Source organism: Streptomyces macrolidinus, assembly GCF_023887685.1.
In the GTDB taxonomy this organism is placed as follows: Bacteria; Actinomycetota; Actinomycetes; order Streptomycetales; family Streptomycetaceae; genus Streptomyces; species Streptomyces macrolidinus.
The window spans coordinates 144892-169894 of the sequence record NZ_JAMWMR010000008.1 but is presented as its reverse complement, the minus strand read 5'-3'; the positions used below and the strand labels follow the sequence as shown (position 1 = coordinate 169894).

Here is a 25003-nt window from a genome sequence, read left to right as displayed (position 1 = left end):
TCCGGTCGAAGGAACGGGAAATGCGGGCAGAGGTACGCCACGCATTCCCTGACGAGTGGACCGTGCTGAGTGAGCGCTGGTGTGGGGGCGTGACGAGTGGGCGCTCGGTGAACGCGCTGCGAACAGTCGGCGCGCGAGCCTCCTAGGAGTGCGACACCGCTCTCCGCGCTCCACGGGTCATATTGGTCACATTGAATCGGACGGTGTCACGAACCCTCTTCTCCGGTTCGGATTCGTCCGGGTCGGACACGATCGCCCGGCCGCTCCAGCCATAGGGACCGGTCGGCGTGTCACGCGTTCCTCCATGGCCCATCCGGGTCGGCGGTGCACCGAGTGCGCTGACCTCGGCGTCGAGGAGATGGACGCCGTACGTCAATTCATCGTCCTGTGAGGAGAGCCCACCGGGCAGCCGAATGGCACACTCCCCGAATACGAGGGCCGCTTCCTCCTTGAATTCCTCCGGTACGCCCATGGAAGGCTGGACCACACAGAAGGGATTCAGACCGCGACGTCGCAGCGCCCGGTCGAGATCGCCTCGATATCCGACGCCGATCACTCTCGACATTCTCGCCCCCCGCATGTGATTCAGACGATCGATGGACCGGATGAACTCTTTGCTTGCCCGAGGACGGACGCTGGCATCGTGTCACAGGAGCCCCAGGAAGTGGACATGCCAATCCATGATCGTTCTACGCGATCACCGTGACATGAATCACAGCATAATGAGGTGGATGGAAATCACGGGTGACAACTCCGCTTATGAATTCCACTATTACCGGCAAACACGGCAAATCTTGACCCCGGTATCTACCGGACACCGAACCACTGTTGGGCGCCGTACTCCTCGAACCGCTCCACCTCGGTAAACCCCAGCTTCGCCGCGAGGCGCATCGCGCGGTCGTTGGCCGTCTGGGTGCAGAGCACCACCGGCTCGCCGGGGTACGCGTCGGCGAACCAGCCGAGGGCCGCCGCGCACCCCTCGGCGGCATACCCGCGTCCCCACGCCTCCGGCATGAACATGTAACCGAGTTCGGCCTCTCCGGCACCCGGCCGGACGTGCCCCGGACGCTCTGCGTCGCGCCGATCGAACGTGATCATGCCGATCATCGCCCCGTCGAGATCGACCACGAAACAGCCAGGGCGCCGACCGGGCACCTCCGGCATCACGCGCTCCAGCTCATCACGCGGTCGGGGGCCACCGATGTAGGTGCCCACCTCCGGCGATGCGAACAGCTCGATGAACGCCGCACGGTCCCGATCCTCGGACTCCCGGAGCACGAGCCGCGCGGTCCTGATCGGGGCGGGTGGCCAGGCAACGGGTCCAAGCTCGGTCATGGCGGGCAACCTATCGCACGCCCTTCGAGTGGCGAGCGCTCTGCGACCCGGAGCTGTTGCCAACGACGCACTGTCTGAGGCTGGTTGAGCTGCGAAGTACAACTGAAGTTGCTGCATCCGGGTTCGGTGATGCGGGTGGCCGGGGTGTCGTTCGGGCAAGTACTCGCGGGCCCAGAGCAGTTCACCGATGCTGACTCGCAAGCCGGTCTCTTCCCTCACCTCCCAACAGGCGGCCTCGGCAGCCGTCTCACCAGGCTCTACACGTCCGCCGGGCAGAACGTGGAACTCCCGGTCGCCATCGCGATGCCGGATGAGGAGGACACGGCGCACACCCAGCCAGGTTGCCGCACTGGCGCGAGCAGCGGAGCACTGTCAGTGGTGGGTGGCAGCATCACACGCATGACGGACACCACGGCATTCGACTGGCGGCCCTTCCTTCTCAAGTGGAGTGGGGAGTGGGCGGATTCCTTGCCGGACGGCGAGACTCAGGGCGAGGACGACGAGGCCGCGCGCCGGGCGCGATGGCTCGGGTTCCCGCCCGCCTCCGAGGAGCGGATCGCCGCCATGGAGAAGCGCCTCGGCCGCCGGATGCCCCCGTCGTACCGGGAGTTCCTCAAGGTCAGCGACGGCTGGCGGAACGCGGGCGAGTTCGTGTGGCTGCTGGCGGGGACCGAGGACGCGCGCTGGCACAACGACGAGTCGCAACTCGCGGACGTCTTCGAGGAGTACCTGGACGAGGACGCCGGGCCCGAGGAGCGGCGGGAGGTCGACATCTGGCGGCGCGGGCTGCAACTCGACGTGGAGTCCGACGCCACCTACGTTCTCATGGACCCCGAGGACGTGGACGACAACGGCGAGTGGGCCGTCTATACATGGGCGAGCTGGCGGGCCGCGCCACCGAATCGGTATGCGAACTTCCTCGAGTTCATGCGGGACATGTACCGGCAGTTCCACAGCCTGCGGTCGGACAAGAACGACGAGGAGCCGACGTTCGTCAACGACACGACGCGGGAGCTGGACGCCCTGGTGGAGGAAGCCCGGGTGGAGGCGCTGCGCGGCGGCTGGGAGCGAGCCGGGAAGGTGCTGGACGAGGCGAAGGAATACGGCAGGCCGCGCGCCGGCGGGCTGGGTGACCAGATACGCCGCCTGCTCGGGCAGACCCACGCGGTGTACTTCGACGGCCTGGTGACAGACCCGCGCTACGCGCCCGAGTTGCTGCCGCCGCTGGTCGCCGAGCACGCGGCCCACTCGTACCGGGACGACTCCACGCTGACGTTCCATCTGCGCGGAGCAGACAAGGACTTGGTGTCGCTGGCTTACGCGACGCTGGAGTTGGTACGGAACGGCGCGTATCGATACACGGCGACCGGACCGTTCGGCGAAGCGGTCGAGCGGGCGCGGGAGTTGGCGCGGTGGGGAGAGAGCGACCGGGCGTGGCGGACGCTGATGAACGCCCTGCCGCTGTGGGAGCCGCTGGGCCCGGACCAATTGGCGCCGCTGGGCTGGGTGGCCGACCCGATCCTCGGCCCGCTGTTGACCCAGGAGCGGGGCCGCGAGTTGCTCTCCACACCACGGGGTGGGCAGGCGGGTGAGGCACCGACTCCGACGGCTGCGCTGGACCCGGACAGCCTGGCGTGGCTCGCGGAGCCGGACCCGGGCAACAACCGCACGTCCTACCGGTTCGTCCTGATGGAGGACGTCGAGCCGGAGGACGTACCAGCACGACTCACAGACGCGGACGGGGACGGGAACACGGACGGCGTCGTGCTGAACGAACCCATGACCTTGTGGGACGCCCGCCGCCAACCGCTGCAGAGGCAGCGGGAGTTCTCGTCCTACGGCGACAGGGCTCTCATGGCGGTCGGCCGGGCCGGCACCGGTTGGAGCTTCGCCTTCGACGACGACCCCGCCCCGTTCGACGGGCAGCGGCTCGTCTCCCCGGCCGCAGCCGCCAGCGCGGGCACCCGCGCGGTGGTGGTGTGGAGCGGCCTGAGGGCGTGGTACAGGGATCCGTACTTCCACCTTTCGGTGGCGCGAGACGGTGCCGAGCAGTACGCGTTCACGTACGTGGACGGAGAGATCAAGAGAAGCGGGGAGATACCGCAGGCGCTGGACCCGAGCCGGTTCTTCGGCGACCGGGAGGACGACACCGAGGCGGAACGGCGGCTCCTGGAAGCGGTGACCGCGGAGTTCGGTGCCGCTCTGCCACGTCACGCCATCGTGAGCGGGCGGCTGCACACGTTCACCACCCGTTCCTGGACCCGGCCACCGCAGGACGGCGAGACGTACGCGGTGATACGCATGTCCTAGGAAGCCGCGGGTCGGCCGGTTCAAGCCTGGAACTCGGTGAGGTCGATGGCGTGGACGCGCAGTGGGTAGCCGTACTCCGGGTGTGTCGTCCCCCGTTCAAACGTCATGCCGAGCTTGCGGAGGACGTTCTCGGAGGCGTTGTCACCCACCCGGTTGATGCTGATGACGCGGTCCAGGCCGCGGTCCTGGAGGGCGAACTCCAGTGTGGCGTGGGCGGCTTCGGACGCGTAGCCCTGGCCCCAGAACTGTGAGCCGAGCCGCCAAGTGATCGCCACGGCGGGCATCACCTCCGGCAGGAACCCGGGCACGGACAGTCCCGTGAAGCCGATCAGTTCGCCCGAGGCCAGCAGTTCGACGGCGAAGAGCCCGAAGCCCTCCTCGTCCCACTCCTCCTCCCACCGCTCGATGTCCTCGGCCGTGCGCTCAAGGTCGCGCACCGAGCCGTCGTCGATCCAGCGCATGACCCGCGGGTCCGCGTTGATGTCCGCCATCGGCACGAGGTCGTCGTCGTGCCAGGTACGGAGGAGGAGGCGGGGCGTGCGGATCTCGGTCATGTGCCCATCCTGCCGAAGACAAGGGCCTCTTCCCTAATCCGGCACTCACCGCCCTCAGAGACCTCGCCGACCAGCCTCTGACGGGACATACGTCAACGGTGGCCGGCACTACTCGAGTTCGGAGACGAGCGGGCGGAGCGCGCCGAGTACCGCGCCGACGCAGACGTCGCGCAACTGGGTGCGGGTGCAGGTCTCGTGGGCGAGCCAGTCGACGCAGAGGACCTGGACGAAGACCAACCAGCTCTTCAGGACGCCGGACACAGCCTCGCGGGTGCTCTCGTCCGCGAGCGGGAGTACGGCCAGCAGTCGCGTGCGGAGCATGTCCAGTTCGTTCGTCATGATCGTCTGGATCACCGGGTCGCCTGCCAGGACCTGGTTCGCAGCGAGGACGGCGTTGCGGTTCGCCACGAAGTAGTCGAGGTGGATGTCCATGCCCTGGACGAGTTGTTCGACCAGGGAGTCGGCGGGGTCGAGCCGCGTCTCGGCCAGCAGTTGGTCCGCCGCCTGTTGGTACACGGCGGCGAAGAGGGCGTGCTTGCTGGGGAAGTGGCGGTAGAGCAGGGCCCTGGAGACACCGGCCTCTTCTGCGACCTCCTCCATCAGCACGTCGGCGTAGGGGCGCGCGGCGAAGAGTCGTGCGCCGACGGCGAGGAGTTGGGCGCGGCGGTCGGCGGGAGTGAGTCGCTGGCGGGGAGGCACGAACGAAGTCTAGTTGACACGTGTCTACTAGCAAGTCCAAGGTAGTAGACACATGTCAACTAAGCCCCGATCGGGACTGCTTGGAGGGACCATGGCCAGGGCTCTGCGCGTACTCGCACAGGTGATGGGCTGGGCCTGCGTGGCCATCGGCCTGTTCCACGTGGCACTCGGCAACGCGGCGATCCCCGGCGCCGGTTCCGCCGGTGCGACGGTCGACAGTTGGGGCCGGTTCATGGGGGCTTCCTTCGTCGGCTACGGGCTGGCCTGGCTCTGGGCCGCGCGACAGCACCCGATCCCGGCTCAGGCCGTACGGTGGCTGGCCGCTGTCTTCCTTCTGGGCGGCGTGGGCCGACTCCTCTCACTCGCCACACACGGATGGCCGCAGTGGTTCCAGATCGCACTGGCGGTGATCGAACTCGGCCTGCCACCGGTCTTCTTCTGGCTGGCCGACGCGGAGGAGCGGGCAGGGGGACCGCTGATGAATCGAGGCTGACGAGGCGAGAGATGCTCCAGCCCATCGGCTATGAAAGTAATGTACGTCTGATTTTCAGTGCTGATAGGTGTGGATTTCGCTCTACGCTTACCCGGACAGGTGAGCGGCACGGGCATTTGTACCGACGGCGGGCGCCACGCTGCCTGGCCTTCCCGCAGCGGCCACGATGACGGGATGCGGATGCGTGCTGTCATCCCCTCACGGGTCCCGGGCTCGGGATCCGGTCAGCCGCCGTCGACGATCTGGTACAGGTAGATGATGTGGCTGCTGTCGTCCGGCATCTCGTTGACGTCGTCGGAGGCGGAGTCGATCCGGAAGTAGAACTGCGGGGCCTTGGGACCCTTGAGCTCGTTCTTGTCCTCCATCTGTGCGAGCTTGTCGAAGAACTTGCTCGTGTCCGGCGTCTTGGTGCCCAGCTCGCTCGCGAGCTGCCCACCCACGACGACCTTCAGGTGCGCCGGGTCGACCAGTACGTCCGTGGCGGCGCCGGTGGCGCTGCTGGGGGTGAACCGTGGGCTGCCGCCGTCGCACTGGTAGAAGCCGAGGACCAGGCCGAGCCCCGTCGGGCTCTCGCCGCCCATGGTGACGGACTTGATCGCACCATAGGGGCCCTGGCCGTCGTGATCGCAGACCGAGCCGGTCGGCGGGGTCTGGCGGTCCGCCAAGTCCCACTTATCGTTCTTGTCGTTCTTGTCGTCACCGCTGCTGCCGGCCCGGGTCGGTGATGGCGACGCGGTCTTGTCCAGGGCAGGCTTCGACGGTGTGGAAGCGGGCACGGACGGGGACAGGGAGTCGGACGTGGAAGCAGACGTAGACGCGCTCGGCGCCGGGCTCGCCGCGTCGTCGGCCTTCCCGTCCGACCCGCTCGGATCACAGGCCGTGGTGACCAGGGCCGCCGCGGCGGTCATCCCCAGCACGGACAGCTTCATACTCGTGCGCATCGCTCGCATGGTCGGATCCCCCGTGATCGCGTAGACGCGGTGTCGCGCATGGTCGGTGAATGTGGTGCCAGGAGAGCGTGCCCGCGGAACCGGCCGTTCTCCATCGCCCCCGCCGGATCGTTACAGCGCACGGACATACGCGTAGCAATACGGGAAGGTCAGGGAGCGGGGACGGGCCCGCCGGGCCGGAACCGCTCCACCCCCACGATGTGCCGCACCTTGACCGGGCGCACGATCACCGCAACCCGCTGTTCCCCCGGCATGGTCCACTCGAAGCGTTCGACGCCCAGGTACTTGCGGGCCAGCCGGTCCATTCGGTCGTGTGCCTCCGCGCCCTCGATGAAGCGGGCCACCACACCACTGATCTGCACTCGGTCGAAGGGGTCGGTGGCGTCCGCGTGCGAGAGATAGACGCGGGGGTCGCGGCGCAGGTTCTCCTCCTTCACCCGGCCCACCGAAGTGTTGAACGTCAGCTCCCCCTCCCCCTCCAGATCCACCCACATCGGACTGACCTGCGGTGCTCCGTCGGCGAACACGGTGCCGACGTACCAGATGTTGGGGGCTTGCAGTCGGGCGCGGACGGCTTCGTCGAAAGGCGCAGTCATCCCGGGAGGCTACCAACCCGCACGTTGGAGCCACGCAGTCAGCTCTCGCCCACGAGGTCGAGGTCTTCTCGAGACGCCACCGGAGTGATCTCCGGAACAGGCCACTCACGCTTCAGTGGCAGGGACACCTCCCGCCACCACGGGCGCGTGGGCAACTCCCCAGCGGGCTCGAACGGTTGGCCGGGAACGGGGAATGCGACCGCTTGCCCGACCGCCTCGGCCGCAGCCAGCGTCCACTCCCCCGGCTCCGCCCAGGGATGCGGGGCAAGGCTGAAGGTGCCCCAGTGAATGGGCAGCAACACGCCGTGCGGTCGGCCACGTTGGAGGTCGAGGTGCGCGGTCGTGCCCTCCTCGGGGGTCATATGGATGTCCGGCCAGAACTCCGAATACGCGCCTATCTGGATCATCGTGGCGTCGAACGGGCCGTACTCGGCGCCGATCTCCTTGAAGCCCTTGAAGTAGCCGGTGTCACCGCTGTGGTAGACACGGTGCTCGTCTCCGGCCACGGACCATGACGCCCACAGCGTGTGCTGCCCGTTGCGCAGGCCCCGGCCGCAGAAGTGGCGGGCGGGTGTGGCGGTCAGGGTGAGGCCGCCGACCTTCGTCGACTCGTGCCAGTCCAGCTCGCGCAAGCGGTCCGCGGAGACGCCCCAGTACTCCAGATGGGCACCGACGCCGAGCGGTATCACGAAGACGGTGTCGGTGTCGGCCAGCGCCTTGATGGTGGGCAGGTCGAGGTGGTCGTAGTGGTCGTGGGAGATGACGACGGCGTCGACGGGGCCGAGCGCGGCCAGCGGCACCGGCACCGGGTGCAGCCGCTTGGGGCCCGCGAACGCCAGCGGGGAGCAGCGCTCGCCCCAGACCGGGTCGAACAGCACCCGGTGCCCGTCGATCTCGACGAGCACCCCGGAGTGCCCCATCCACGTCAACCGCAGCCCGCTCGCCGAGGGCCTGGCCAGGTCGGCGTACGTCGTCGGATGCACCGGGACGGTGCCGGACGGGCCGCGGCGGGCGCGGTCCTCCTTGCGGAAGAAGGCCTTCGCCATGTCCAGGGCGGAGCCGCCCGCGGGACGGGTGCGGGTGCCCTCGGGGTTCACGAAGGCGCCGTTCGCGAAGTTCGGTGATCTACGGATGCGTGCCAGCCGCTCTCCGCTCGGGTCCGCGCCGAAGGCCTCGGGCTGCACGGCGCGCAGCCCGGAGGTCAGAGAACGGGAACCAGTCACGGCACCTCCAGTGGGAGTCGATCTGTGGGAGTCGGTCCGGCAGTTCATTATGGTCGGCCCCACTGACAGCACGGGAGCGTTCGCTTCGTACGGGCCGGATGTCACATTCGGGGGACCCGGTACGTCGTCATCGTGCGGGCGCCCACGAGGAGCGCCCGGGAACGACGTACTGGAGGTGCCACCCATGGCCCGTGTCTCCCTGACTCCGCGCCGCACCGTCTTCTTCCGCATGATGGAGTGGTATTCACGGCGGACCTACGGCAAGGTCCTCGACCCCGGCAAGGCGCTCGCCCACCAGCCCCGTGTGCTGCGGTCCTATCTGCAGTTCGAGCGCGCGGTGGGCAAGTGGAACCAGCTCGACCCGGGTCTGAAGATGCTGGCCGAGATGGGGGCCGCCGCGTCGATCGGCTGCTCCTGGTGCATGGACTTCGGCTACTGGCTGGGCCGCCAGCAGGGCATGAACCCGCAGAAGCTGCTCGACGTGCCGCGCTGGCGGGACAGTGATGTGTACACCGAGTCGGAGCGGGATGTCCTGGAGTACGCCGAGGCGATGACGGCCACACCGCCCGAGGTGGACGACGCACTGGCCGCCCGGCTCATCGGTCGCCTGGGCGAGCCCGCGTTCGTCGAGCTGACCGCGATGGTGGCGGTGGAGAACCTGCGCTCACGCATCAACTCCGCGCTGGGGCTGACGAGTCAGGGCTTCAAGGACTCCTGCGACATCCCGAACACCGCTCGGCGCACGGAAGGAACCTCCGCCGCCCGGTAGGACCCGACCCACACGCGAACGCGGACGCAGACGCCTTCGGCGGACACGCAGCACCTGCGTGCCCACCGAAGGCGAAGGGCCGTACTCGCCAAGTGCAGGGCCGAGGACGAGTGGGCACACCCGCCGCGTACGAGGCCGGGTCAAGGCCGACTCGCCACGCACGCCGAAGGCGAGTGACCACGCCTGCCGCGTACGAGGCCCCAGCCAAGCGCCCCCGCCCGCACCCCCTCACACCGCCTGGGCGATCCGCTCCCTGATGTCGTCCGGCGAGAGGGCGCCCTTCGCCACGACGTAATCGCCGGAGGACTCGCCGCGCAGTCGGCGTCCGATCCAGGGGGCCAGGTACTCGCGTGCCCACTGGATGTCGTCGCGCCGTACTTCGAGCGTGCCGCGCGGCGGCAGCGGTGGCCACGGCTGGTCCGGGTCGGCGGGCACCTCGATGCCGAGCACCTGGCCCGCCCTGAGGGCGACCCGGGTGTGCCCCTCGGGAGAGAGGTGGAGGCGGTCCTCGTCCCAGGCGCGCCGGTCCTGGACGGTCTTCAACGACCACAGGTCGAGGACCGGGCAGCCGTACCGGTCGGCGATCGCCCGGACATGCCCGTTGTACGTGGCGACCTTGCCGCGCAGATGCTTGAGCAGGGGCACGCCACGGGTGTCGAAGCCGGTGGTCACCATGACGGTTCCGGCGACGGCCGTGAGGCTCGCGACGGCCCGCTCGAAACGCTCGGCGACGTCGTCGGGGTCGGTGCCGGGCCGGATGATGTCGTTGCCGCCCGCGCAGAAGGACACCAGGTCGGGGGCGAGTTCCAGGGCCTTCGGGATCTGGTCCTCGACGATCTGGTCGAGCAGCTTGCCGCGCACGGCAAGGTTTGTGTACGCGAAGTCGCCCTCGGGCCGCCGGTCGGCGAGGAGCACCGCGAACCGGTCGGCCCAGCCGACGAACTGTCCGTCCGGGCCGGGGTCGCCGACGCCTTCGGTGAAGCTGTCCCCCACCGCCACGTACGACCCGATCACTGATCTGTAGTCATTCTTCGAATCGTCTGCCACGTCGCCCCATGATTCACCTTCCGGTGTGAGCTACGCGACCGTAGGAAGGGGTTGACGGTTGGTGAGATAGAACACTCGGATTGGTGGGGCTGGTACGGAATATCCCAGGAGGCAAGACGGGAGACAAGACGGGAGACGAGACGGGGGACAAGACGGGGCGAGTCGACGCCCACTGTCGCCTGGCGCCTTGTGGGTCGCTGCGTCAGGGGAATGGTTGCCTGATGAACCTTGTCGTATCGTCAAGGCGCGGCCCGCCGACGATCAGCGTCGACGGACGGTTGGAAGGAGCCCCTGTGACGCAGCACGTCCCGTCGATCGAGCCCGAGCTGGCCGGTGTGCGCAACTTCCGAGACGTGGGTGGCCTGCCGACCGTGGACGGGCGGCGCGTGCGCCAGGGTGTGCTCTTCCGCAGCGGTCATCTCGCGCATGCGACACAGGAGGACGCGACGTTCCTCTCCTCCCTCGGTCTGCACACGATCTTCGACTTCCGCAATGCTGCGGACAAGCGGCTGGAGGGGCCGGACGTCGCGCTGCCGGGGGTGCGCAACATCAACCTTCCGCTGAGCGATCCGGCCGACGGCGCCGAGTTCTGGAAGATGGTCCGCGACGGCGATCTGGAGCAGTTGCGCGCGGTGCTCGCGGACGGCAAGGCCGCGGGCCGCATGATCGCCTCGTATCGCACGATGGTCACGGAGCGCACGACCGAGCACGCGCGGGTGCTGCACGCGCTGGCGGAGGACAGTGTGCCGGTGCTGATGCACTGCGCCGCGGGCAAGGACCGGGCGGGCCTGTCGATCGCGGTCACACTGCTGGCCCTCGGGGTCGAGCGCGAGGCGATCGTCGCGGACTATCTGGAGTCGAACGCCAAGCACCGCCGGTACAAGGTGCACCGCAACGGCGCGCAGGCCGAGGCCTACTCCCCCGAGGTGATGGAGCTGCTCAGCCCGCTCTTCGACGCTCGCGCCGAGTACCTCACGGCGGCGTTCGAGACCGTGGAGCAGACGTGGGGCGGTGTCGACACCTATCTGGAGCGGGGGCTCGGGGTCACACCGGTGCTGCGGGAGCGGCTGCGCGAGAGGCTGCTGGACTGAGCCGCTCCCGTTGCGGGTCGTGCTGTGTGCCCCTTACTTCGCGCCCACCTCGAACAGCAGCCAGATGAACCCGGCGAAGAGGTGACCGACGGCGATGTAGATGATGAGACGGATCCACAGGGCGCGGGGGAACTTCTCCTCCCGCGTGTTCTGGTCGGAGCGGGTCTGCGGCTGCTCGGTCATGGCATTTCTCCTGGGGTGGGGCCGATACAGAGCGCGGAGTTCGGGCTCTGGAGCAGGGTGTGGACGAAGAGCAGCTCGGCCCCGTCGTGATCGACGGCCGCGAGCCGATGAGGGGTGAGCGAGTCGAAGTGGGCACTGTCGCCGGGTTCGAGGATGTGAGCGCTGTCACCGAGGCGCAGGCGCAGCCGCCCCTTGAGGACGTACAGCCATTCCTCGCCGGGGTGGACGCGCACGATGTCGCCCTGGGTGCCATGGGGGACGCGGACGCGCAGGGCCTGCATCCCGCGGCCCGGTGCGCCGGTCTGCCAGTACGTCCAGCCGCCCGCGTGCGTGGGCTCCATGGCGGGGGCGCGGACGACCGCGTCCCGGTCGGGGACCGTCTCGCCGAGCAGTTCGGACACTGTCGTACCGTAGATACGAGCGAGAGCGAGCAGCATCGGCAGCGAAGGCTGTCGCTGTCCGGTCTCCAGCCGTGACAGATGCGCGGGCGAGAGCCCGGCGGCGCGGGCCGCGGCCTCCAGCGTGAGGGAGGCACGACGGCGCAGCGCTCGCAGTTGGGGCGCGACGGCGGGCAGGTCCTCGATCGGCCCGGTCTCGGAAGTGCTCATACCCCTATTGAGCCGCAGCCTTGCCTTTCAGGCAAACTTCTTGCCTGTCAGGCAAAGACCACGGCCCACACCCCGTGACCACACTCCCGTGGCCCCGCCTCGGCTACCGGTTCGCCACCGCCTGCTTGATCAGCGTCTTGCCGAAGTCCCACATCAGCCCGCCGCCGTGCGCGTCGTCCATGACCGCGGTGAAGGCCTCCACGAACCGGTCGACGTCCTGCTCGTCGATGGTCAGCGGCGGGATCAGCTTGATCACCTCCAGATGGTCCCCGGAGACCTGGGTGAGGATGCGGTGGCGCTGCAGCAGCGGGACGACGACCATCTGTGCGAACAGGCCCTTGCGGGCGGCCTGCAGCATGGTCCACCGGCTGCGCAGCTTCAGCGAGCTGGGCCGGCCGAACTCGATGCCGATCATCAGGCCCCGGCCGCGTACGTCGCTGAGCAGCTCGTACTTGTCGATGAGCGCCGAGAGCCGGGACATGAGCTGGTCACCGACCGCGCGGGCGTTCGCGACGATCTGCTCGTTCTCCATGACGGACAGGACGGCGAGCCCGGCCGCCATCGCCTGGGCGTTGGACCCGAAGCTCGCGGAGTGAACCAGCACCCGGTCCATGGACGAGTAGACCTTCTTGAAGATCCACTCCTTGCCCAGGGTGGCGCCGACCGGCACATAGCCGCCGGAGAGCGCCTTGGCCACACACACCAGGTCCGGTTCGAGACCGCTCTCGTGCTGGTAGGCGTAGAACTCCCCGGTTCGCCCGAGGCCGGTCTGCACCTCGTCGGCGATCAGCAGTGCCTTGTGCCGCCGCAACAGCTCCTGGGCGGCGGTCAGATAGCCGGGCGGGGCCGCGTGGACGCCCTTGCCCTGGATGGGCTCGACGATGAGCGCCGCCACGTCTCCCTTCCTCAACTCCCGGGCCAGCGCGTCGAGATCGCCGAGCGGCACCGCCGTGTCGGGCAGCAGCGGGGCGAAGCCGTCGCGGAAGCCGGACTCGCCGTTCACGGACAGGGACCCGGTGGTCAGCCCGTGGAAGGCGTGGGTGCAGTACAGGATCCGCGGCCTGCCCGTGGCGAACCGGGCGAACTTGAGCGCGGTCTCGACCGCCTCCGTCCCGCTGTTGCCGAAGAACACCCGGTCCAGATGCGGGCTGTGGGTGAGCAGCTTCTCGGCGAGCAGTCCGGGCAGTGGCTGGCAGTCGAAGCGGGTGAGGTCGGCGAGGTGGGCGTCCAGGACGTCGTGCAACGCCTTGCGGACCACGGGGTGGTGGCGGCCGAGGCCCATCACCCCGAACCCGGCGAGCATGTCCAGGTAGTCGTTGCCGTCCGCGTCCCAGAAGTGGGCTCCCTCGGCGCGCTCGTAGACCTTGTCGAAGCCGATCGTGCGGAGCATGCGCGGGAGTTGGTGGTTGAGGTACTTCGTGTGCAGCTCGTAGCGCTCGCCCCCGCGCTCGGCCAGCAGCGCGCCGAGGTCGAACTCCCGCTTCGTGGAAGGGGTGGTCATTCCTGGTTCTCCTTGGACAGCTCGTCCCCGGCTGCGTCCCGGGCGGCCAGACAGGCACCGATACGGCCCGCGATCTCGACGGGGGTGAGGCCGATGTCGGCCAGCACCTCGGCGCGCTTGGCGTGTGCGAGGAACTGCTCCGGGATCCCGAACCGCCGTACGGGTACGTCGACTTCGGCGTCGCCGAGCGCCAGCGCGACCGCCGCGCCGACCCCGGCGGACCGGCTGTTGTCCTCGACGACCGCGACGAGCCGGTGCGCGGCGGCCAGGCCCGGCAGCGCGGGGTCGACCGGCTTGACCCAGCGCGGGTCGACGACCGTGCAGCCGATGCCGCGGTCCCGCAGCAGTTCGGCGGCCTGGAGGCAGACGGGCGCCATGACCCCGACGGCGACAAGGAGCACCTCGGGCCGCTCGGCCCGGTGCAGCACGTCCAGGCCGCCCACCCGGTCCAGCGCCGGGATCGCCGGGCCCACCGACTCCTTCGGGAACCGGATCAGCGTCGGCGCGTCGTCGACGGCGACCGCTTCCCGTAGCTGGGCCCGCAGTTGGTCGGCGTCGCGGGGCGCGGCGATCCTGAGGCCGGGCACCACCTGGAGGATCGACATGTCCCACATGCCGTTGTGCGACGCTCCGTCGGCGCCCGTGACCCCGGCCCGGTCCAGCACGAAGGTGACCCCGCAGCGGTGCAGGGCGACATCCATCAGCAGTTGGTCGAAGGCGCGGTTGAGGAAGGTCGCGTAGACGGCGACGACGGGGTGGAGCCCGCCGGTCGCGAGACCGGCCGCGGAGACCGCCGCGTGCTGTTCGGCGATCCCGACGTCCCACACCCGGTCGGGGAACCGCTCGGCGAACCCGGTCAGGCCCACCGGGTGCAGCATGGCCGCCGTGATCGCCACGACGTCCTCGCGTTCCTCGCCGATGCGTACGATCTCGTCGCCGAACACGGAGGTCCACGAGGGGCCGCCGGACGACGCCACGGGTTCGCAGGTGAGGGGGTCCATCACACCGACGGTGTGGAAGTGGTCCTCCTCGTGGGCGAGCGCGGGCTCACAGCCGCGGCCCTTCTCGGTGAGGCAGTGGATCAGTACGGGGCCGTGGAAGCGTTTGGCCCGGCGCAGCGCCGACTCGACGGCCCGCAGGTCGTGTCCGTCGATCGGCCCTACGTACTTCAGGCCGAGGTCCTCGAACAGGCCCTGCGGTGCGAACGCGTCCTTGAAGCCCTTCTTCGCGCCGTGCAGGGCCTCGTAGACGGTGGGGCCGACGACGGGCGTGCGCTGAAGCACGTCCTTGCCCCAGGCCAGCACCTTCTCGTAGCCGTCGGTGGTGCGCAGCGTGGCGAGGTGGTTGGCGAGGCCGCCGATGGTCGGCGCGTAGGAGCGTTCGTTGTCGTTGACGACGATGATGAGCGGACGGTCCCTGGCGGCGGCGATGTTGTTGAGCGCCTCCCAGGCCATGCCGCCGGTCAGCGCGCCGTCCCCGATGACGGCGACGACATGGCCCTTCTCCCCTTGCACCTGGCGGGCCTTGGCGAGACCGTCGGCCCAGCCGAGCGCGGTGGAGGCGTGACTGTTCTCGATGATGTCGTGCTCGGACTCCTCACGGGACGGGTACCCGGACAGGCCGCCCTTGCCGCGCAGTTTGGAGAAGTCCTGACGGCCTGTCAGGAGCTTGTGCACATAGCTCTGGTGACCGGTGTCCCACAGGATCCGGTCGACCGGTGACTCGAAGACCCGGTGGAGCGCGATGGAGAGTTCCACCACCCCCAGGTTGGGTCCGAGGTGGCCGCCGGTCCTTGCGACCGCCTGGATCAGGAACTCCCTGATCTCCTCGGCCAGTTGACGAAGCTCCGCCTCGGACAGCGCCTTCAGGTCACGTGGTCCCCGGATGTTCTCCAGCATCGTCACGCCAGGCCCCCTCTCGATCCGTGCTGTTCAGTTCACGGTGACGGCCGGTTCTCCGGACCCGGCTCCGTCCTTCTCCATCTGTTCGGCGATCTTCATCGCTTCCTCGATGAGCGTCTCCACGATCTTCGACTCGGGCACGGTCTTGATGACCTGGCCCTTGACGAAGATCTGGCCCTTGCCGTTGCCGGAGGCCACGCCCAGGTCGGCCTCCCGCGCCTCGCCGGGGCCGTTGACGACACACCCCATGACGGCGACCCGCAGCGGCACTTCCATGCCCTCCAGGCCCGCGGTGACCTCCTCGGCCAGCTTGTACACATCGACCTGGGCGCGCCCGCACGACGGGCAGGAGACGATCTCCAGACGCCGCTGCCGAAGCCCGAGCGACTGAAGGATCTGGATGCCGACCTTGACCTCTTCGGCGGGCGGCGCGGAGAGCGAGACCCGGATGGTGTCACCGATGCCCTCGGACAGCAACGCGCCGAAGGCGACGGCCGACTTGATGGTCCCCTGGAAGGCCGGCCCCGCCTCGGTGACGCCCAGGTGGAGCGGGTAGTCGCAGCTCTCCGCGAGCCCGCGGTAGGCCTCGATCATCACGACCGGGTCGTTGTGCTTGACCGAGATCTTGATGTCCCGGAAGCCGTGCTCCTCGAAGAGGGACGCCTCCCACAGGGCCGACTCCACGAGCGCCTCGGGTGTCGCCCTGCCGTACTTGCGCAGCAGCCGCTTGTCCAGCGAGCCCGCGTTCACCCCGATCCGGATCGGGGTGCCGTGGTCCTTGGCGGCGCGCGCGATCTCTTTCACCTTGTCGTCGAACTGCTTGATGTTGCCGGGGTTGACGCGGACGGCCGCACAGCCCGCCTCGATCGCCGCGAACACGTACTTCGGCTGGAAGTGGATGTCCGCGATCACCGGGATCTGCGACTTCCCGGCGATGGTGGCCAGGGCGTCCGCGTCGTCCTGCGTGGGGCAGGCGACGCGGACGATCTGGCAGCCGGACGCGGTGAGTTCGGCGATCTGCTGCAGCGTGGCGCCGATGTCGGAGGTACGGGTCGTCGTCATCGACTGCACCGACACCGGGGCCCCGCCGCCGACCGCCACCCGGCCGACCTGGATCTGCCGCGAGCTGCGGCGTGGTGCGAGTGGCCGGAGGGGAACCTCGGGAACGCCCAGGGGAACCGCGGTCATCGCCTCACCGCTGCTTTCCGCTCGTCATGGTCTCGCGCGCGGCCCGCAGCGACTCCGTCAGGGAGCCCATGGTGGCGAGCACGGCGGTCGGCTCGTATCCGCAGTGGGCCATGCAGTTGGCGCAGCGCGGGTCCTTGCCCCGGCCGTACTTGTCCCAGTCGGTCTCCTCCAGCAGTTGGCGGTAGGTGGGCACGTACCCGTCGCTCATCAGATAGCAGGGCCGCTGCCAGCCGAAGAGCGAGTAGCTCGGGATCGCCCACGCGGTGCACGGGAAGTCGACCTTGCCCTCGAGGAAGTCCAGGAAGAGCGGGCTCTGGTTGAGCCGCCACTTCCTGCGGTTGCCGCCCGAGAAGGCCTTCTTGAACAGCTCGCGGGTCTGCTGCACTCCGAGGAAGTGCTCCTGGTCGGGGGCCTTCTCGTAGGCGTAGGCGGGCGAGAGCATCATCTCGTCGACCTGGAGGTCGTCGTTGAGGAAGTTCAGCACCTCCACGACGGTCTGCGGGGTGTCGGTGTTGAAGAAGGTCGAGTTGGTGGTGACCCGGAAGCCGCGCCGCTTGGCCTCCTTGATGGCCTCCACCGCCTCGTCGAAGGTGCCTTCCTTCGCGACGGAGGCGTCGTGCCGCTCACGCAGCCCGTCGATGTGCACCGCCCAGGCGAAGTAGGGCGACGGCTTGAACTTGTCCATCTTCTTGCGCATCAGCAGCGCGTTGGTGCACAGGAAGACGAACTTCTTCTTCGCCACCAACTGCCGCACGATCTCGTCGATCTGAGGGTGCATCAGGGGTTCGCCACCGGCGATGGACACCATCGGCGCACCGGATTCGAGCACCGCCCCCACCGCCTGCGCGACGGGCATGCGCTGCTTGAGCACGCCTGCCGGATGCTGGATCTTGCCGCAGCCCTCGCACTTCAGGTTGCACGCGAAGAGAGGTTCCAGCTCGACCAGCAGAGCGAACTTGTCACGCTTCTTGAGTTTCTGTTCCAACAGGTACGTAGCAACCTTGATGGACTGACGCAGCGGCATGGCCATCTGGCTCACCTCCGAGGGAGCAGCAAAGAACGGTGCCATTCGAAGAAGGCGGGGAGGACGGCACGAAGGACGCGGAAGGCTGATATTCCACCGCGCAAGGTGCCGATCCGGACGAGTTCATGTTCTGGAGCGTCCACGACCACTCGGACGGCCGCAACCGGGCGCGTGCCGGTGTGGGCGACGCTGTAGAGCGTGGCCGCGGACTCCATGTCGACCGCGATCGCGCCGGTCGCGAGCAGTTCCGGGCGTTCCTGGCCGCGGACGACATGGTCCGAGCCGGTGAGCGGCCCGGTGTGGACGGTGCGCCCCGGAAGGGTGCGCACCAGCTCCTTGACCAGCAGGTCCGTGCCCACGCACGGGATGGTGCCGCGCGGGTCCCGGGTCTCCTCGGCGACGACCAGGTCGCCGGGGTGCATACCGGGAGCGAGCCCCGCGCAGAAGCCTGTGGCAAGGACGGCGGCCCGGGACCAGGCCGGGTCGGCGAGCGCCCGGGTGACCGAGCGTTCGGCCGACCGGGGGCCCATCCCCGTACGGAGTACGGTGACGGGCCCGCCCGCACCCGTCCGGTCGCCGCTGCGCAGGGCGAGCCGCTCGATGCCGAGTGCGCAGGCGATCAGCAGCGGCGCCGGACCGGGCTTCTGGCTCATCAGCCCCCCTTGGCCTCGGCGAACGGCTCGCCGTGGACATAGCGGCCGAGCGCGGTGAGCGGGAAGACCTGCCGGTAGAGGTGGTAGTTGATGGAGAAGTCCCAGGGGAACCCGGTGCCCGTGAAGTGCGGCTCGTCCCAGGAGCCGTCCTCGTTCTGGGACCGGGCGAGGAAGTCGACGCCGCGTTCCACGGCCTTGGACTCGCTCTCCCCCGCCGCCAGCAGCGCGAGCAGCGCCCACGCCGTCTGTGAGGCCGTGGAGCGGCCACGGCCGCTCCACTCGCCCGCGTCGTGGTACGAGCGCAGGTCCTCGCCCCAGCCGCCGTTGTCGTTCTGGACGCTCTCCAGCCAGGCGACGGCACGGCGGATCGCCGGGTGCGTGCCGGGGATGCCCGCGGCGATCAGCGCGGGCACCACCGACCCGGTGCCGTAGACGTAGTTGACGCCCCAGCGCCCGAACCACGAGCCGTCGGGCTCCTGTTCGGCCAGCAGCCAGGCGATGCCGCGGCGGGTGCGGGGGTCGTGGGCCAGGCCCTCGACCGCGAGCATCTCCACGACGTGGCCGGTGACGTCGGCGGACGGCGGGTCGATGACCTCGCCGAAGTCGCAGAACGGCAGCCGGTTGGGGAACCTGCTGGTGTTGTCGACGTCGAAGGCGCCCCATGCACCGTTCTTCGACTGCATGCCGAGGTTCCAGCGCACCCCGCGCCCGATCGCCCGTTCCATCCGCTCGGCGTCGGGATGCCGGACGCGGCGCAGCGCGAGGACGACCTCGGCGGTGTCGTCGATATCGGGGTAGTTGTCGTTGTGGAACTCGAACGCCCAGCCTCCCGGCGGCAGTTGAGGACGGCGTACCGACCAGTCGCCGGGCCGGACGATCTGCTCGCCGAGCATCCAGTCGGCGGCCTTGACCAGTTGGGGATGGTCGGCCGGTACGCCCGCGTCGGCGAGGGCGATGGTCGCGAGGCAGGTGTCCCACACCGGGGACTGGCAGGCCTCGATCATGCGGGCGCCGTCTTCGCGCCACACGGCGAACCTGTCGAGCGAGGCGAGCCCTTCGCGCATCACGGGGTGCTGGAGGTCGTAGCCGAGCAGATGCAGGGCGATGATCGAGTACACCGCGGGCGGCTGGATCCCGCCCCAGCAGCCGTCGTTCTCCTGCCGTTCGATGATCCAGCGGGCGGCGGAGTTGATGGCGGCCTTGCGCAGCTTGCGCGGGGCGACCTTGCGGAACTGGTGCAGCGCCTTGTCGAGCCGCTGGAAGACGCCGTCCCAACTGGCCACGCGGGCCAGAGGTTTGGCGGGTACGGGGTGGTCCGGGTCGGTGTGCAGCTCGTCGAGCGGGAAGGGCGCGGGGCGTACCGGACGCTGGGCGCAGACGATGGTGAGCGGCACGATGGTCTGCCGTGCCCAGCACCCGAAGTCGTAGATGTTCAGCGGCATCCACCGCGGGAAGTAGATGAGCTCCGGCGGCATTTCGGGCAGGTCTTCCCACCGCCACCAGCCGAACAGGGCGAGCCAGATCCGGGTGAAGACCCGGGAGGCGGCGATACCGCCCTGCTCGCGGATCCACGCGGACGCCTTCGCCATATGGGGCGCGTCCGGCAGGTCACCGGCCAGGCGCAGCGCCACGTACGCCTCGATGGTGGTGGACAGTTCGCCGGGTCCGCCGAAGAAGGTGGCCCAGGTGCCGTCGTCGCGCTGCTCGCCGCGGATGAAGAGGGCGGCGGCCTGTGTGGTCTTCTCGTCCCGGATGCCGAGGAACTGACGCAGTAACAGGTCCTCGGCGTCCATCGTGACGTTCGTCTCGAGGGTGCCCTTCCACCAGCCCTGGGTGTCCTGCCGCGCGAGCAGGAAGTCCGTCGCGCGCCGTAGCGCGTGCTCGGCGGCGTCTCGAGTGCCGACCGTCCCGGCCGCCTGCGGGAGCGGTTCGTCGGTGTCGCTGGCCGAGGCAGCGCGGGGAGGCAGGGCCCCGGTGCTTCCGTCGGTCGTCGCTGTCATGGCTTCCCCTTCGTGCAGTCGTGCGAGTCGTGCTGCTGTGGGTCCGCCGTCGACCGGTGCGCGTCAACGAGAGTGAGAGTGAAGTCGATCCTGGCTGCGCACCGGTCGGCGACTACGCGCGGTGTATTCGACCGATAGTGATCATCTCTTTCGTACGACGACGAAGTCGGCGAGCGCCGTGAACTGCGCGCGCACCTGCGGGGGCATGTCGACCGAGTGCAGGGCCTCGATGGCGATGGTGTGCTGGCGGCGCGCTTCCTGGGCGGTCCACTCCCGGCCGCCCGCCTCCTCGATGAGCGCGGCGCGCGCGGCGAACTCCTCCTCGGAGAAGTTCTCGAAGTCACTGCTCTTGGCGTCCTCGGCGAGGATCTCGCCGAGCCGCTCGGAGGCCGGACCACCCGCCGCGAGCGCGGCCACGACCGGCAGGGACTTCTTGCGCTGCCGCAGATCGCTCCAGGTCTGCTTCCCGGTGGCGTCCGGGTCGCCCCAGATGCCGAGGAGGTCGTCGACGGCCTGGAAGGCGAGGCCGAGGTGATGGCCGTACCGCTCCAGGGTGTCGGCGGTGCGGTCGTCGGCGCCGCCGAGGACGGCGCCGATGGAGGAGGCGCAGGCGAGCAGGGCGCCCGTCTTGTTGCCCTCCATCTCCAGGCACTCCGCGACGGTGACGCGGTCGCGGTGCTCGTAGGAGATGTCCTGTGCCTGACCGTCGATCAGGGCGCGGGTGGCGGTGGTCAGACGGCGGGTGGCGCGCCCGGCCTCGACCGTGCCGAGTTCCAGCAGGATCTCGTTGGCGAGGGCGAACAGGCCGTCACCGACGAGGATGGCCTGGGCGGGGCCGTGGACCTTCCACACGGTGTCGCGGTGGCGGCGCTGTTCGTCGCCGTCCATCAGGTCGTCGTGCAGCAGGGAGAAGTTGTGCACCAACTCGACCGCGACGGCGCCGGGTACGCCCACTTCGGGGGCCGCGCCCGCGGCCTGGGCGGACAGCAGCGCCAGTGCGGGGCGCACGGCCTTGCCGCCGTGGCCTTCCGCGGGGTGGCCCTCGGCGTCGATCCAGCCGAAGTGGTAGGCGGCGACGGTGTCCATGGGCGGTGCCAGGCGCTCGACGGCCGCCCGCAGCACGGGGGCGGCCAGGGTCCGGCCGCGCTCCAGAAGCGCGGACACGTCCACCGCGTCGGCAGCCTTCTCGGCCGGGGGCACAGTGGGCACAGTCTCTCCTCTTGTTGCGTTACCGGGGGTGCGGGGGCCTCTCTCGTGCGGATCGGCGCTCATGCCGCCTCCTCGAAAGGGAGGCGGGCGCCGGAGTGGCCCAGGGCGTTCAGGGCGGCGCCCGCCGCACTGACGCCGCTGCGGACCGCACTCTCCATGGTCGCGGGCCACCCGGTGGCGGTCCACGCTCCGGCCAGATACAGGCCGGGTGCCTTGGTGTGGGCGCCGGGCCGCAGCCGCCCGACGCCGGGGGCGGGAGCGAACGTCGCCGTACGCTCCCGGGTCACGAAGAAGTCCTTCACCTCGGCGCGGCGGGTCGCGGGCAACAGCCGCCGGAGTTCCGGCAGATAGCGCTCGCGCAGTGCCGCGACGGGCTGGTCGATGTCGTCCTGCGCGGCCGACTGCGACAGCGCGAGGTACTGGCCCTCGCGCAGTCCGGAGGCCGCGGTGCGGTCGAAGACCCACTGCACCGGGGAGCCGAGGGCGGCGAAGAACGGCCGCTCCAGGACCTTGCGGTCGTAGACGACATGGACGTTGAGGATCGGCGCGGTGCCGATGTCGAGGAGCCGCTCGGGGGCGTCGAGGGCGCCGGCGGGCAGCAGGTCATGGGCCTCGCGCTGCGGCACGGCGAGGACGACCGCGTCGGCCTCGATGCGCTCCCCGGGAACCTGGACGCTCCAACGCCCGTTCCCGTGAGGGGAGAGGGAGGTGACGCGTGTACGGACCTCGGTACGCACGCCCGCGGAGTCGAGCGCCTTGCGCGTCAGCCGGTCGTGCAGTTCACCCAGCGGGACGCGGGCCCAGCCGATGTCCGCGGCGCCGGGGTCGGACAGCAGACCCGTCTTGAACACCATCGCGGCGAGCCCGAGCGAGGCATCGGCGGCCACCGCGTTGAGGGTGGCGACCCCGACCAGGTCCCACAGTGCCTCGACGGCCCGCGCCGACTGACCGTGCGCGGCGAGCCAACTGCCGAAGTCCTGCGCGTCGAGCGCGGGGTCCGAGGGGTCGAGCGAGCGCAGTGCCAGTGCGGCGCGCCCCACCTTGGCGCGCTCGGCGAGCGAGAGATGGGGGTAGGTGGCCAGGCTGCGTCCGAGATGCAGGGGTACGGGCAGGGCGTCGCGCCGGAGTCTGCCGAGCCGTCGTCCGGGAGCGGCGTCCGCGTCGAGAACGGGCACGTCGAGACGATCCTGCACGGGCGCCAGCGCGGTCGCGTCGATCCGGTCGAGGAGCCAGCGATAGGCGGTGCAGCAGCGCAGGTAGACGTGCTGTCCGTTGTCGACGGTCAGGTCTCCGCGCTGGAAGGAGAAGGCGAGACCGCCCAGACGCGGGCGTCCTTCCAGCAGGGTGACGCGCACCCCGGCGTCGGCGAGGGCGAGCGCGGCGGTGGTCCCGGCGAGTCCCGCGCCGACGACCACGGCGGACGTCCCGCGGGCGGACGGCCTCTCGGGGCGGTCGGCGCTGTCCGCCGCCGTGCCCTCGATCCGTGTGCCGTCGCTCATCGTGCTGCCTCCCCTGCCGGTCCGCCATGGTGCTTGAACGATGCACGGCGGGCCGTCTCCGTCAGGGACGCCGCGCCGCACCGGAGGGTTGCCTGCCGCTTTTCGCCGATCCGACCCTCTGGATCCGGACGGTCCATCAGGCACGCCTCCTGACGGTCCGCCGGGACACATGGCGGGTGTCGAGACCGGAGAGTCCGCGCACGGCGACGTACGCCTTCTCCCGGCCGGGCAGCGAGACACGGCCGCGCAGCACGGCCTCGGGCTCGCGCTCGATGCGGTCGAGCAGCCGCCGGTAGATGCCGGCCATGGCGGCCACGCAGGCGCCGCTGCGCCGGTCGAGCAGGGGCAGCAGCCGGTAGCCCTCGGCGAACAGGGCGCGGGCACGGCGTACTTCGAAGTGCACCAGGCCGGCGAAGTCGGAGCCCTCCGGCGGCGTCGGCCCCTGGAACCCGGCCGAGCAGCCGAACTTGGCCAGGTCGTCGGCGGGCAGGTAGACACGGCCGCCCTCGGCGTCCTCGCGGACGTCGCGCAGGATGTTGGTGAGTTGCAGCGCGAGGCCGAGCGTGTCCGCGTACTCGGGACCGCGTTCGGCGCCGCGCGCGCCCGGTTCCGTACCGAACACGCCGAGGGAGAGCCGTCCGATGGCCCCGGCCACACAGCGGCAGTAGGCCTTCAGGTCGTCCCAGGTCTCGTAGGTCGCGCCGCGTACGTCCATGAGGACGCCGTCGATCAGCTCGTCGAGACCGCCGAGCGGGATCGGGAAGTGCCGGGCGGCATGGGCGAGGGCGACCGCCACCGGGTCGGTGTCGTCCTCGGCCACCTCGCCGTCGCGGATCCGCGCCAGCAGGGCCCGCGTCTCCGCCAGCCGCGTCGCCTTGACGTCGGTCGCGAGGACACCGTCGCCGATGTCGTCGACCCGCCGGGAGAACGCGTACAGCGCCGACATCGCGCGACGCTTGGGCGTCGGCAGAAGTCTGATGCCATAGGCGAAGTTACGGGCCTGCTGCCCGGTCACGGTCTCGCAGTAGCTGTACGCGGCGAGTACTGGCGGGGACGCGTGCTGTTCCGACTCCACGGTCCGGATCACCCCTCTCCTCGCAGAGTCACGCCCACCTCGCGCAGCAACTGGAGCCTGCTGGGCTTGGGGGGGCCGGGAAGTACGTCGTGTTCGGCGGCGACGATCGCCTCGATCGCCGCCCTTCCTCCCGCCACGAAGCCCGCAAGCAGCAGCCTCAGCCTGCCGTGGACGCTACCCACGAGGGGGGCGCCTTCATTCAGGAGATCGCGGGCGCGTTCTGCTTCGTACGCGACCAGGGCGCGCACCGATGCGCCTGCTGTGCGCGTGGCGAGGTCCGCCTCCTGGACATGAAACCGCTTCATGTCCTCGAGGGGCAGGTAGATACGGTCGCGGCCGAGGTCCTCCGCGACGTCCTGGAGGTGTTCCACGATCTGCAACGCCGTGCAGATCATCTCGGAGCGACGGACACGCTCGGGGGTGGAGGTGCCCGTGACCGCGAGGACGAGCCGTCCGACCGGGTTGGCGGACAGTTCGCAGTAGGCGAGCAGGTCGTCGTAGGTCTCGTACCGCCGGACGACCTGGTCCTGACGGTTGGCGGCGATCAGGTCGAGGAACGGCTGCGGGGTGAGATCCACGCGCCGGACCGTGGCCTGAAGGCGCGTCAGCAGGGGGTGCTTCGGCGTCGACTCGAAGACCCGGCGCAGGTCCGCCTCGAAGGCGTCGAGGAGGGCGAGGCGGTCCTCGGCCTCCTGCGGCGACACACCGAGAAGCCGGGCGTCGGCACCGCCGGGGGCGAGGTCGCCGTCACCGATGTCGTCGACGAGCCGGGCGAAGCCGTAGACGGCCATCAGATCCGTACGCCAGACGCGGGGCAGGAAGAACGGCGCCACGGGGAAGTTCTCCTCCGCGGCCTTGTCGAGGGTGTCGCGCTCGGGATCGCCGGTGCGCGCCGTCCCAGCTTCGGTCACCGCTCGCCACCCGACGCGAAGACGGCACATGCCTCGCAGAGTCGGAGACTATCCGTAGCCATTGCCGTCACATCTCCGTTTCTACACCGACGACCCAATACACCCTATTTCGGACACGCCGCCCGGCGGTCCGCGCACTACGGCAGGGGAGGGTGCAGGGCATTATCGCCCCACTTGCCGCGAA

25 protein-coding genes and 1 pseudogene are annotated in these 25003 nt (G+C 69.7%); 4 read left to right on the top strand and 22 right to left on the bottom strand.

Features of this window, described 5'->3' with window-relative positions; all coding sequences use genetic code 11:
• Positions 1–142 precede the first annotated feature (142 nt).
• The 3 genes and pseudogenes from NGF19_RS12680 to NGF19_RS31105 all read right to left on the bottom strand — a co-directional run.
• Positions 143–556, bottom strand: coding sequence for a hypothetical protein (locus tag NGF19_RS12680; RefSeq protein ID WP_252424933.1), 414 nt, complete (start codon positions 554–556; stop codon positions 143–145).
• A gap of 251 nt (positions 557–807) precedes the next feature.
• Positions 808–1335 (bottom strand): GNAT family N-acetyltransferase, encoded by a 528-nt coding sequence (locus NGF19_RS12675; protein WP_252424931.1) that lies wholly within the window; start codon positions 1333–1335, stop codon positions 808–810.
• A 126-nt stretch (positions 1336–1461) separates the two neighbouring features.
• Positions 1462–1665, bottom strand: a pseudogene (locus NGF19_RS31105) (NUDIX domain-containing protein); the annotation flags it as partial.
• A gap of 69 nt (positions 1666–1734) precedes the next feature.
• Here NGF19_RS31105 and NGF19_RS12670 point away from each other — a divergent pair.
• Positions 1735–3645: an SMI1/KNR4 family protein gene (locus tag NGF19_RS12670; RefSeq protein ID WP_252424930.1), complete on the top strand. Its 1911-nt coding sequence runs from the start codon at positions 1735–1737 to the stop codon at positions 3643–3645.
• Between the two features lie 20 nt (positions 3646–3665).
• Here the strand turns inward: NGF19_RS12670 and NGF19_RS12665 are convergent, their stop codons facing one another.
• Positions 3666–4199, bottom strand: a complete 534-nt coding sequence (locus NGF19_RS12665) for a GNAT family N-acetyltransferase (protein ID WP_252424929.1) — start codon at positions 4197–4199, stop codon at positions 3666–3668.
• Between the two features lie 108 nt (positions 4200–4307).
• Positions 4308–4898 carry a TetR/AcrR family transcriptional regulator gene (locus tag NGF19_RS12660; RefSeq protein ID WP_252424928.1) on the bottom strand — a complete coding sequence of 197 codons (591 nt, stop codon included), beginning with the start codon at positions 4896–4898 and terminating at the stop codon, positions 4308–4310.
• Positions 4899–4989: 91 nt separating this feature from the next.
• Here NGF19_RS12660 and NGF19_RS12655 point away from each other — a divergent pair, with 91 nt between their 5' ends.
• A complete protein-coding gene (locus NGF19_RS12655) occupies positions 4990–5391 on the top strand; it encodes a DUF4345 domain-containing protein (protein ID WP_252424927.1) in 402 nt (133 codons plus the stop codon).
• A gap of 224 nt (positions 5392–5615) precedes the next feature.
• Here the strand turns inward: NGF19_RS12655 and NGF19_RS12650 are convergent, their stop codons facing one another.
• From NGF19_RS12650 to NGF19_RS12640, 3 genes are all read right to left on the bottom strand, one after another.
• Complete coding sequence (locus NGF19_RS12650) at positions 5616–6332, bottom strand: hypothetical protein (protein ID WP_252424926.1); 717 nt, start codon at positions 6330–6332, stop codon at positions 5616–5618.
• A 158-nt stretch (positions 6333–6490) separates the two neighbouring features.
• A complete protein-coding gene (locus tag NGF19_RS12645) occupies positions 6491–6937 on the bottom strand; it encodes a TIGR03618 family F420-dependent PPOX class oxidoreductase (protein WP_252424925.1) in 447 nt (148 codons plus the stop codon).
• Between the two features lie 38 nt (positions 6938–6975).
• Positions 6976–8160 (bottom strand): MBL fold metallo-hydrolase, encoded by a 1185-nt coding sequence (locus NGF19_RS12640; RefSeq protein WP_252424924.1) that lies wholly within the window; start codon positions 8158–8160, stop codon positions 6976–6978.
• 184 nt (positions 8161–8344) lie between these two features.
• Here NGF19_RS12640 and NGF19_RS12635 point away from each other — a divergent pair, with 184 nt between their 5' ends.
• Positions 8345–8929, top strand: coding sequence for a carboxymuconolactone decarboxylase family protein (locus tag NGF19_RS12635; protein ID WP_252424923.1), 585 nt, complete (start codon positions 8345–8347; stop codon positions 8927–8929).
• A 228-nt stretch (positions 8930–9157) separates the two neighbouring features.
• Here the strand turns inward: NGF19_RS12635 and NGF19_RS12630 are convergent, their stop codons facing one another.
• Positions 9158–9943: an SGNH/GDSL hydrolase family protein gene (locus NGF19_RS12630; RefSeq protein WP_252424981.1), complete on the bottom strand. Its 786-nt coding sequence runs from the start codon at positions 9941–9943 to the stop codon at positions 9158–9160.
• A gap of 326 nt (positions 9944–10269) precedes the next feature.
• Between NGF19_RS12630 and NGF19_RS12625 the strand changes: the two genes are divergently transcribed.
• On the top strand, positions 10270–11067 hold the full coding sequence (locus tag NGF19_RS12625; RefSeq protein ID WP_252424922.1) for a tyrosine-protein phosphatase: 798 nt from the start codon (positions 10270–10272) through the stop codon (positions 11065–11067).
• Between the two features lie 33 nt (positions 11068–11100).
• Here the strand turns inward: NGF19_RS12625 and NGF19_RS12620 are convergent, their stop codons facing one another.
• The 13 genes from NGF19_RS12620 to hpnC form a co-directional block, all read right to left on the bottom strand.
• Positions 11101–11250, bottom strand: a complete 150-nt coding sequence (locus tag NGF19_RS12620) for a DUF6126 family protein (RefSeq protein ID WP_252424921.1) — start codon at positions 11248–11250, stop codon at positions 11101–11103.
• Positions 11247–11858 carry a helix-turn-helix domain-containing protein gene (locus NGF19_RS12615; RefSeq protein ID WP_252424920.1) on the bottom strand — a complete coding sequence of 204 codons (612 nt, stop codon included), beginning with the start codon at positions 11856–11858 and terminating at the stop codon, positions 11247–11249. The genes NGF19_RS12620 and NGF19_RS12615 overlap by 4 nt, the downstream gene beginning before the upstream one ends.
• A 103-nt stretch (positions 11859–11961) precedes the next feature.
• Positions 11962–13359, bottom strand: a complete 1398-nt coding sequence (locus tag NGF19_RS12610; protein ID WP_252424919.1) for an aspartate aminotransferase family protein — start codon at positions 13357–13359, stop codon at positions 11962–11964.
• The gene (gene dxs, locus NGF19_RS12605; protein WP_252424918.1) at positions 13356–15263 is read right to left on the bottom strand and encodes a 1-deoxy-D-xylulose-5-phosphate synthase; all 1908 of its coding nucleotides are present in this window, start codon (positions 15261–15263) and stop codon (positions 13356–13358) included. Before dxs ends, NGF19_RS12610 begins: the two co-directional genes overlap by 4 nt.
• Before the next feature lie 27 nt (positions 15264–15290).
• Positions 15291–16448: a flavodoxin-dependent (E)-4-hydroxy-3-methylbut-2-enyl-diphosphate synthase gene (ispG, locus tag NGF19_RS12600; RefSeq protein ID WP_252424916.1), complete on the bottom strand. Its 1158-nt coding sequence runs from the start codon at positions 16446–16448 to the stop codon at positions 15291–15293.
• Between the two features lie 4 nt (positions 16449–16452).
• Positions 16453–17478 carry an adenosyl-hopene transferase HpnH gene (hpnH, locus tag NGF19_RS12595; RefSeq protein ID WP_252424915.1) on the bottom strand — a complete coding sequence of 342 codons (1026 nt, stop codon included), beginning with the start codon at positions 17476–17478 and terminating at the stop codon, positions 16453–16455.
• Between the two features lie 5 nt (positions 17479–17483).
• Complete coding sequence (locus NGF19_RS12590; protein WP_252424914.1) at positions 17484–18125, bottom strand: phosphorylase family protein; 642 nt, start codon at positions 18123–18125, stop codon at positions 17484–17486.
• Positions 18125–20125, bottom strand: coding sequence for a squalene--hopene cyclase (shc, locus tag NGF19_RS12585; RefSeq protein WP_252424913.1), 2001 nt, complete (start codon positions 20123–20125; stop codon positions 18125–18127). The genes NGF19_RS12590 and shc overlap by 1 nt, the downstream gene beginning before the upstream one ends.
• A gap of 141 nt (positions 20126–20266) precedes the next feature.
• Positions 20267–21397, bottom strand: a complete 1131-nt coding sequence (locus NGF19_RS12580; protein ID WP_252424912.1) for a polyprenyl synthetase family protein — start codon at positions 21395–21397, stop codon at positions 20267–20269.
• Positions 21394–22833, bottom strand: coding sequence for a hydroxysqualene dehydroxylase HpnE (hpnE, locus tag NGF19_RS12575; protein WP_252424911.1), 1440 nt, complete (start codon positions 22831–22833; stop codon positions 21394–21396). The genes NGF19_RS12580 and hpnE overlap by 4 nt, the downstream gene beginning before the upstream one ends.
• On the bottom strand, positions 22830–22970 hold the full coding sequence (locus NGF19_RS12570) for a DUF6380 family protein (protein ID WP_252424910.1): 141 nt from the start codon (positions 22968–22970) through the stop codon (positions 22830–22832). The genes hpnE and NGF19_RS12570 overlap by 4 nt, the downstream gene beginning before the upstream one ends.
• Positions 22970–23920 (bottom strand): presqualene diphosphate synthase HpnD, encoded by a 951-nt coding sequence (gene hpnD, locus NGF19_RS12565; RefSeq protein WP_252424909.1) that lies wholly within the window; start codon positions 23918–23920, stop codon positions 22970–22972. Before hpnD ends, NGF19_RS12570 begins: the two co-directional genes overlap by 1 nt.
• Entirely contained in the window at positions 23917–24819 is a 903-nt protein-coding gene (gene hpnC, locus NGF19_RS12560) for a squalene synthase HpnC (RefSeq protein ID WP_252424908.1), read from the bottom strand. Before hpnC ends, hpnD begins: the two co-directional genes overlap by 4 nt.
• Between the last annotated feature and the right edge of the window lie 184 nt (positions 24820–25003).

Bases quoted from the DNA above. Each gene is read 5' to 3' on its own strand.
- NGF19_RS12675 (WP_252424931.1), bottom strand. From the start codon at position 1,335: ATGACCGAGCTTGGACCCGTTGCCTGGCCACCCGCCCCGATCAGGACC.
- NGF19_RS12670 (WP_252424930.1), top strand. From the start codon at position 1,735: ATGACGGACACCACGGCATTCGACTGGCGGCCCTTCCTTCTCAAGTGG.
- NGF19_RS12665 (WP_252424929.1), bottom strand. From the start codon at position 4,199: ATGACCGAGATCCGCACGCCCCGCCTCCTCCTCCGTACCTGGCACGAC.
- NGF19_RS12655 (WP_252424927.1), top strand. From the start codon at position 4,990: ATGGCCAGGGCTCTGCGCGTACTCGCACAGGTGATGGGCTGGGCCTGC.
- NGF19_RS12650 (WP_252424926.1), bottom strand. From the start codon at position 6,332: ATGCGCACGAGTATGAAGCTGTCCGTGCTGGGGATGACCGCCGCGGCG.
- NGF19_RS12645 (WP_252424925.1), bottom strand. From the start codon at position 6,937: ATGACTGCGCCTTTCGACGAAGCCGTCCGCGCCCGACTGCAAGCCCCC.
- NGF19_RS12635 (WP_252424923.1), top strand. From the start codon at position 8,345: ATGGCCCGTGTCTCCCTGACTCCGCGCCGCACCGTCTTCTTCCGCATG.
- NGF19_RS12620 (WP_252424921.1), bottom strand. From the start codon at position 11,250: ATGACCGAGCAGCCGCAGACCCGCTCCGACCAGAACACGCGGGAGGAG.
- NGF19_RS12615 (WP_252424920.1), bottom strand. From the start codon at position 11,858: ATGAGCACTTCCGAGACCGGGCCGATCGAGGACCTGCCCGCCGTCGCG.
- NGF19_RS12610 (WP_252424919.1), bottom strand. From the start codon at position 13,359: ATGACCACCCCTTCCACGAAGCGGGAGTTCGACCTCGGCGCGCTGCTG.
- ispG (WP_252424916.1), bottom strand. From the start codon at position 16,448: ATGACCGCGGTTCCCCTGGGCGTTCCCGAGGTTCCCCTCCGGCCACTC.
- hpnH (WP_252424915.1), bottom strand. From the start codon at position 17,478: ATGGCCATGCCGCTGCGTCAGTCCATCAAGGTTGCTACGTACCTGTTG.
- NGF19_RS12590 (WP_252424914.1), bottom strand. From the start codon at position 18,125: ATGAGCCAGAAGCCCGGTCCGGCGCCGCTGCTGATCGCCTGCGCACTC.
- shc (WP_252424913.1), bottom strand. From the start codon at position 20,125: ATGACAGCGACGACCGACGGAAGCACCGGGGCCCTGCCTCCCCGCGCT.
- NGF19_RS12580 (WP_252424912.1), bottom strand. From the start codon at position 21,397: ATGAGCGCCGATCCGCACGAGAGAGGCCCCCGCACCCCCGGTAACGCA.
- hpnE (WP_252424911.1), bottom strand. From the start codon at position 22,833: ATGAGCGACGGCACACGGATCGAGGGCACGGCGGCGGACAGCGCCGAC.
- NGF19_RS12570 (WP_252424910.1), bottom strand. From the start codon at position 22,970: ATGGACCGTCCGGATCCAGAGGGTCGGATCGGCGAAAAGCGGCAGGCA.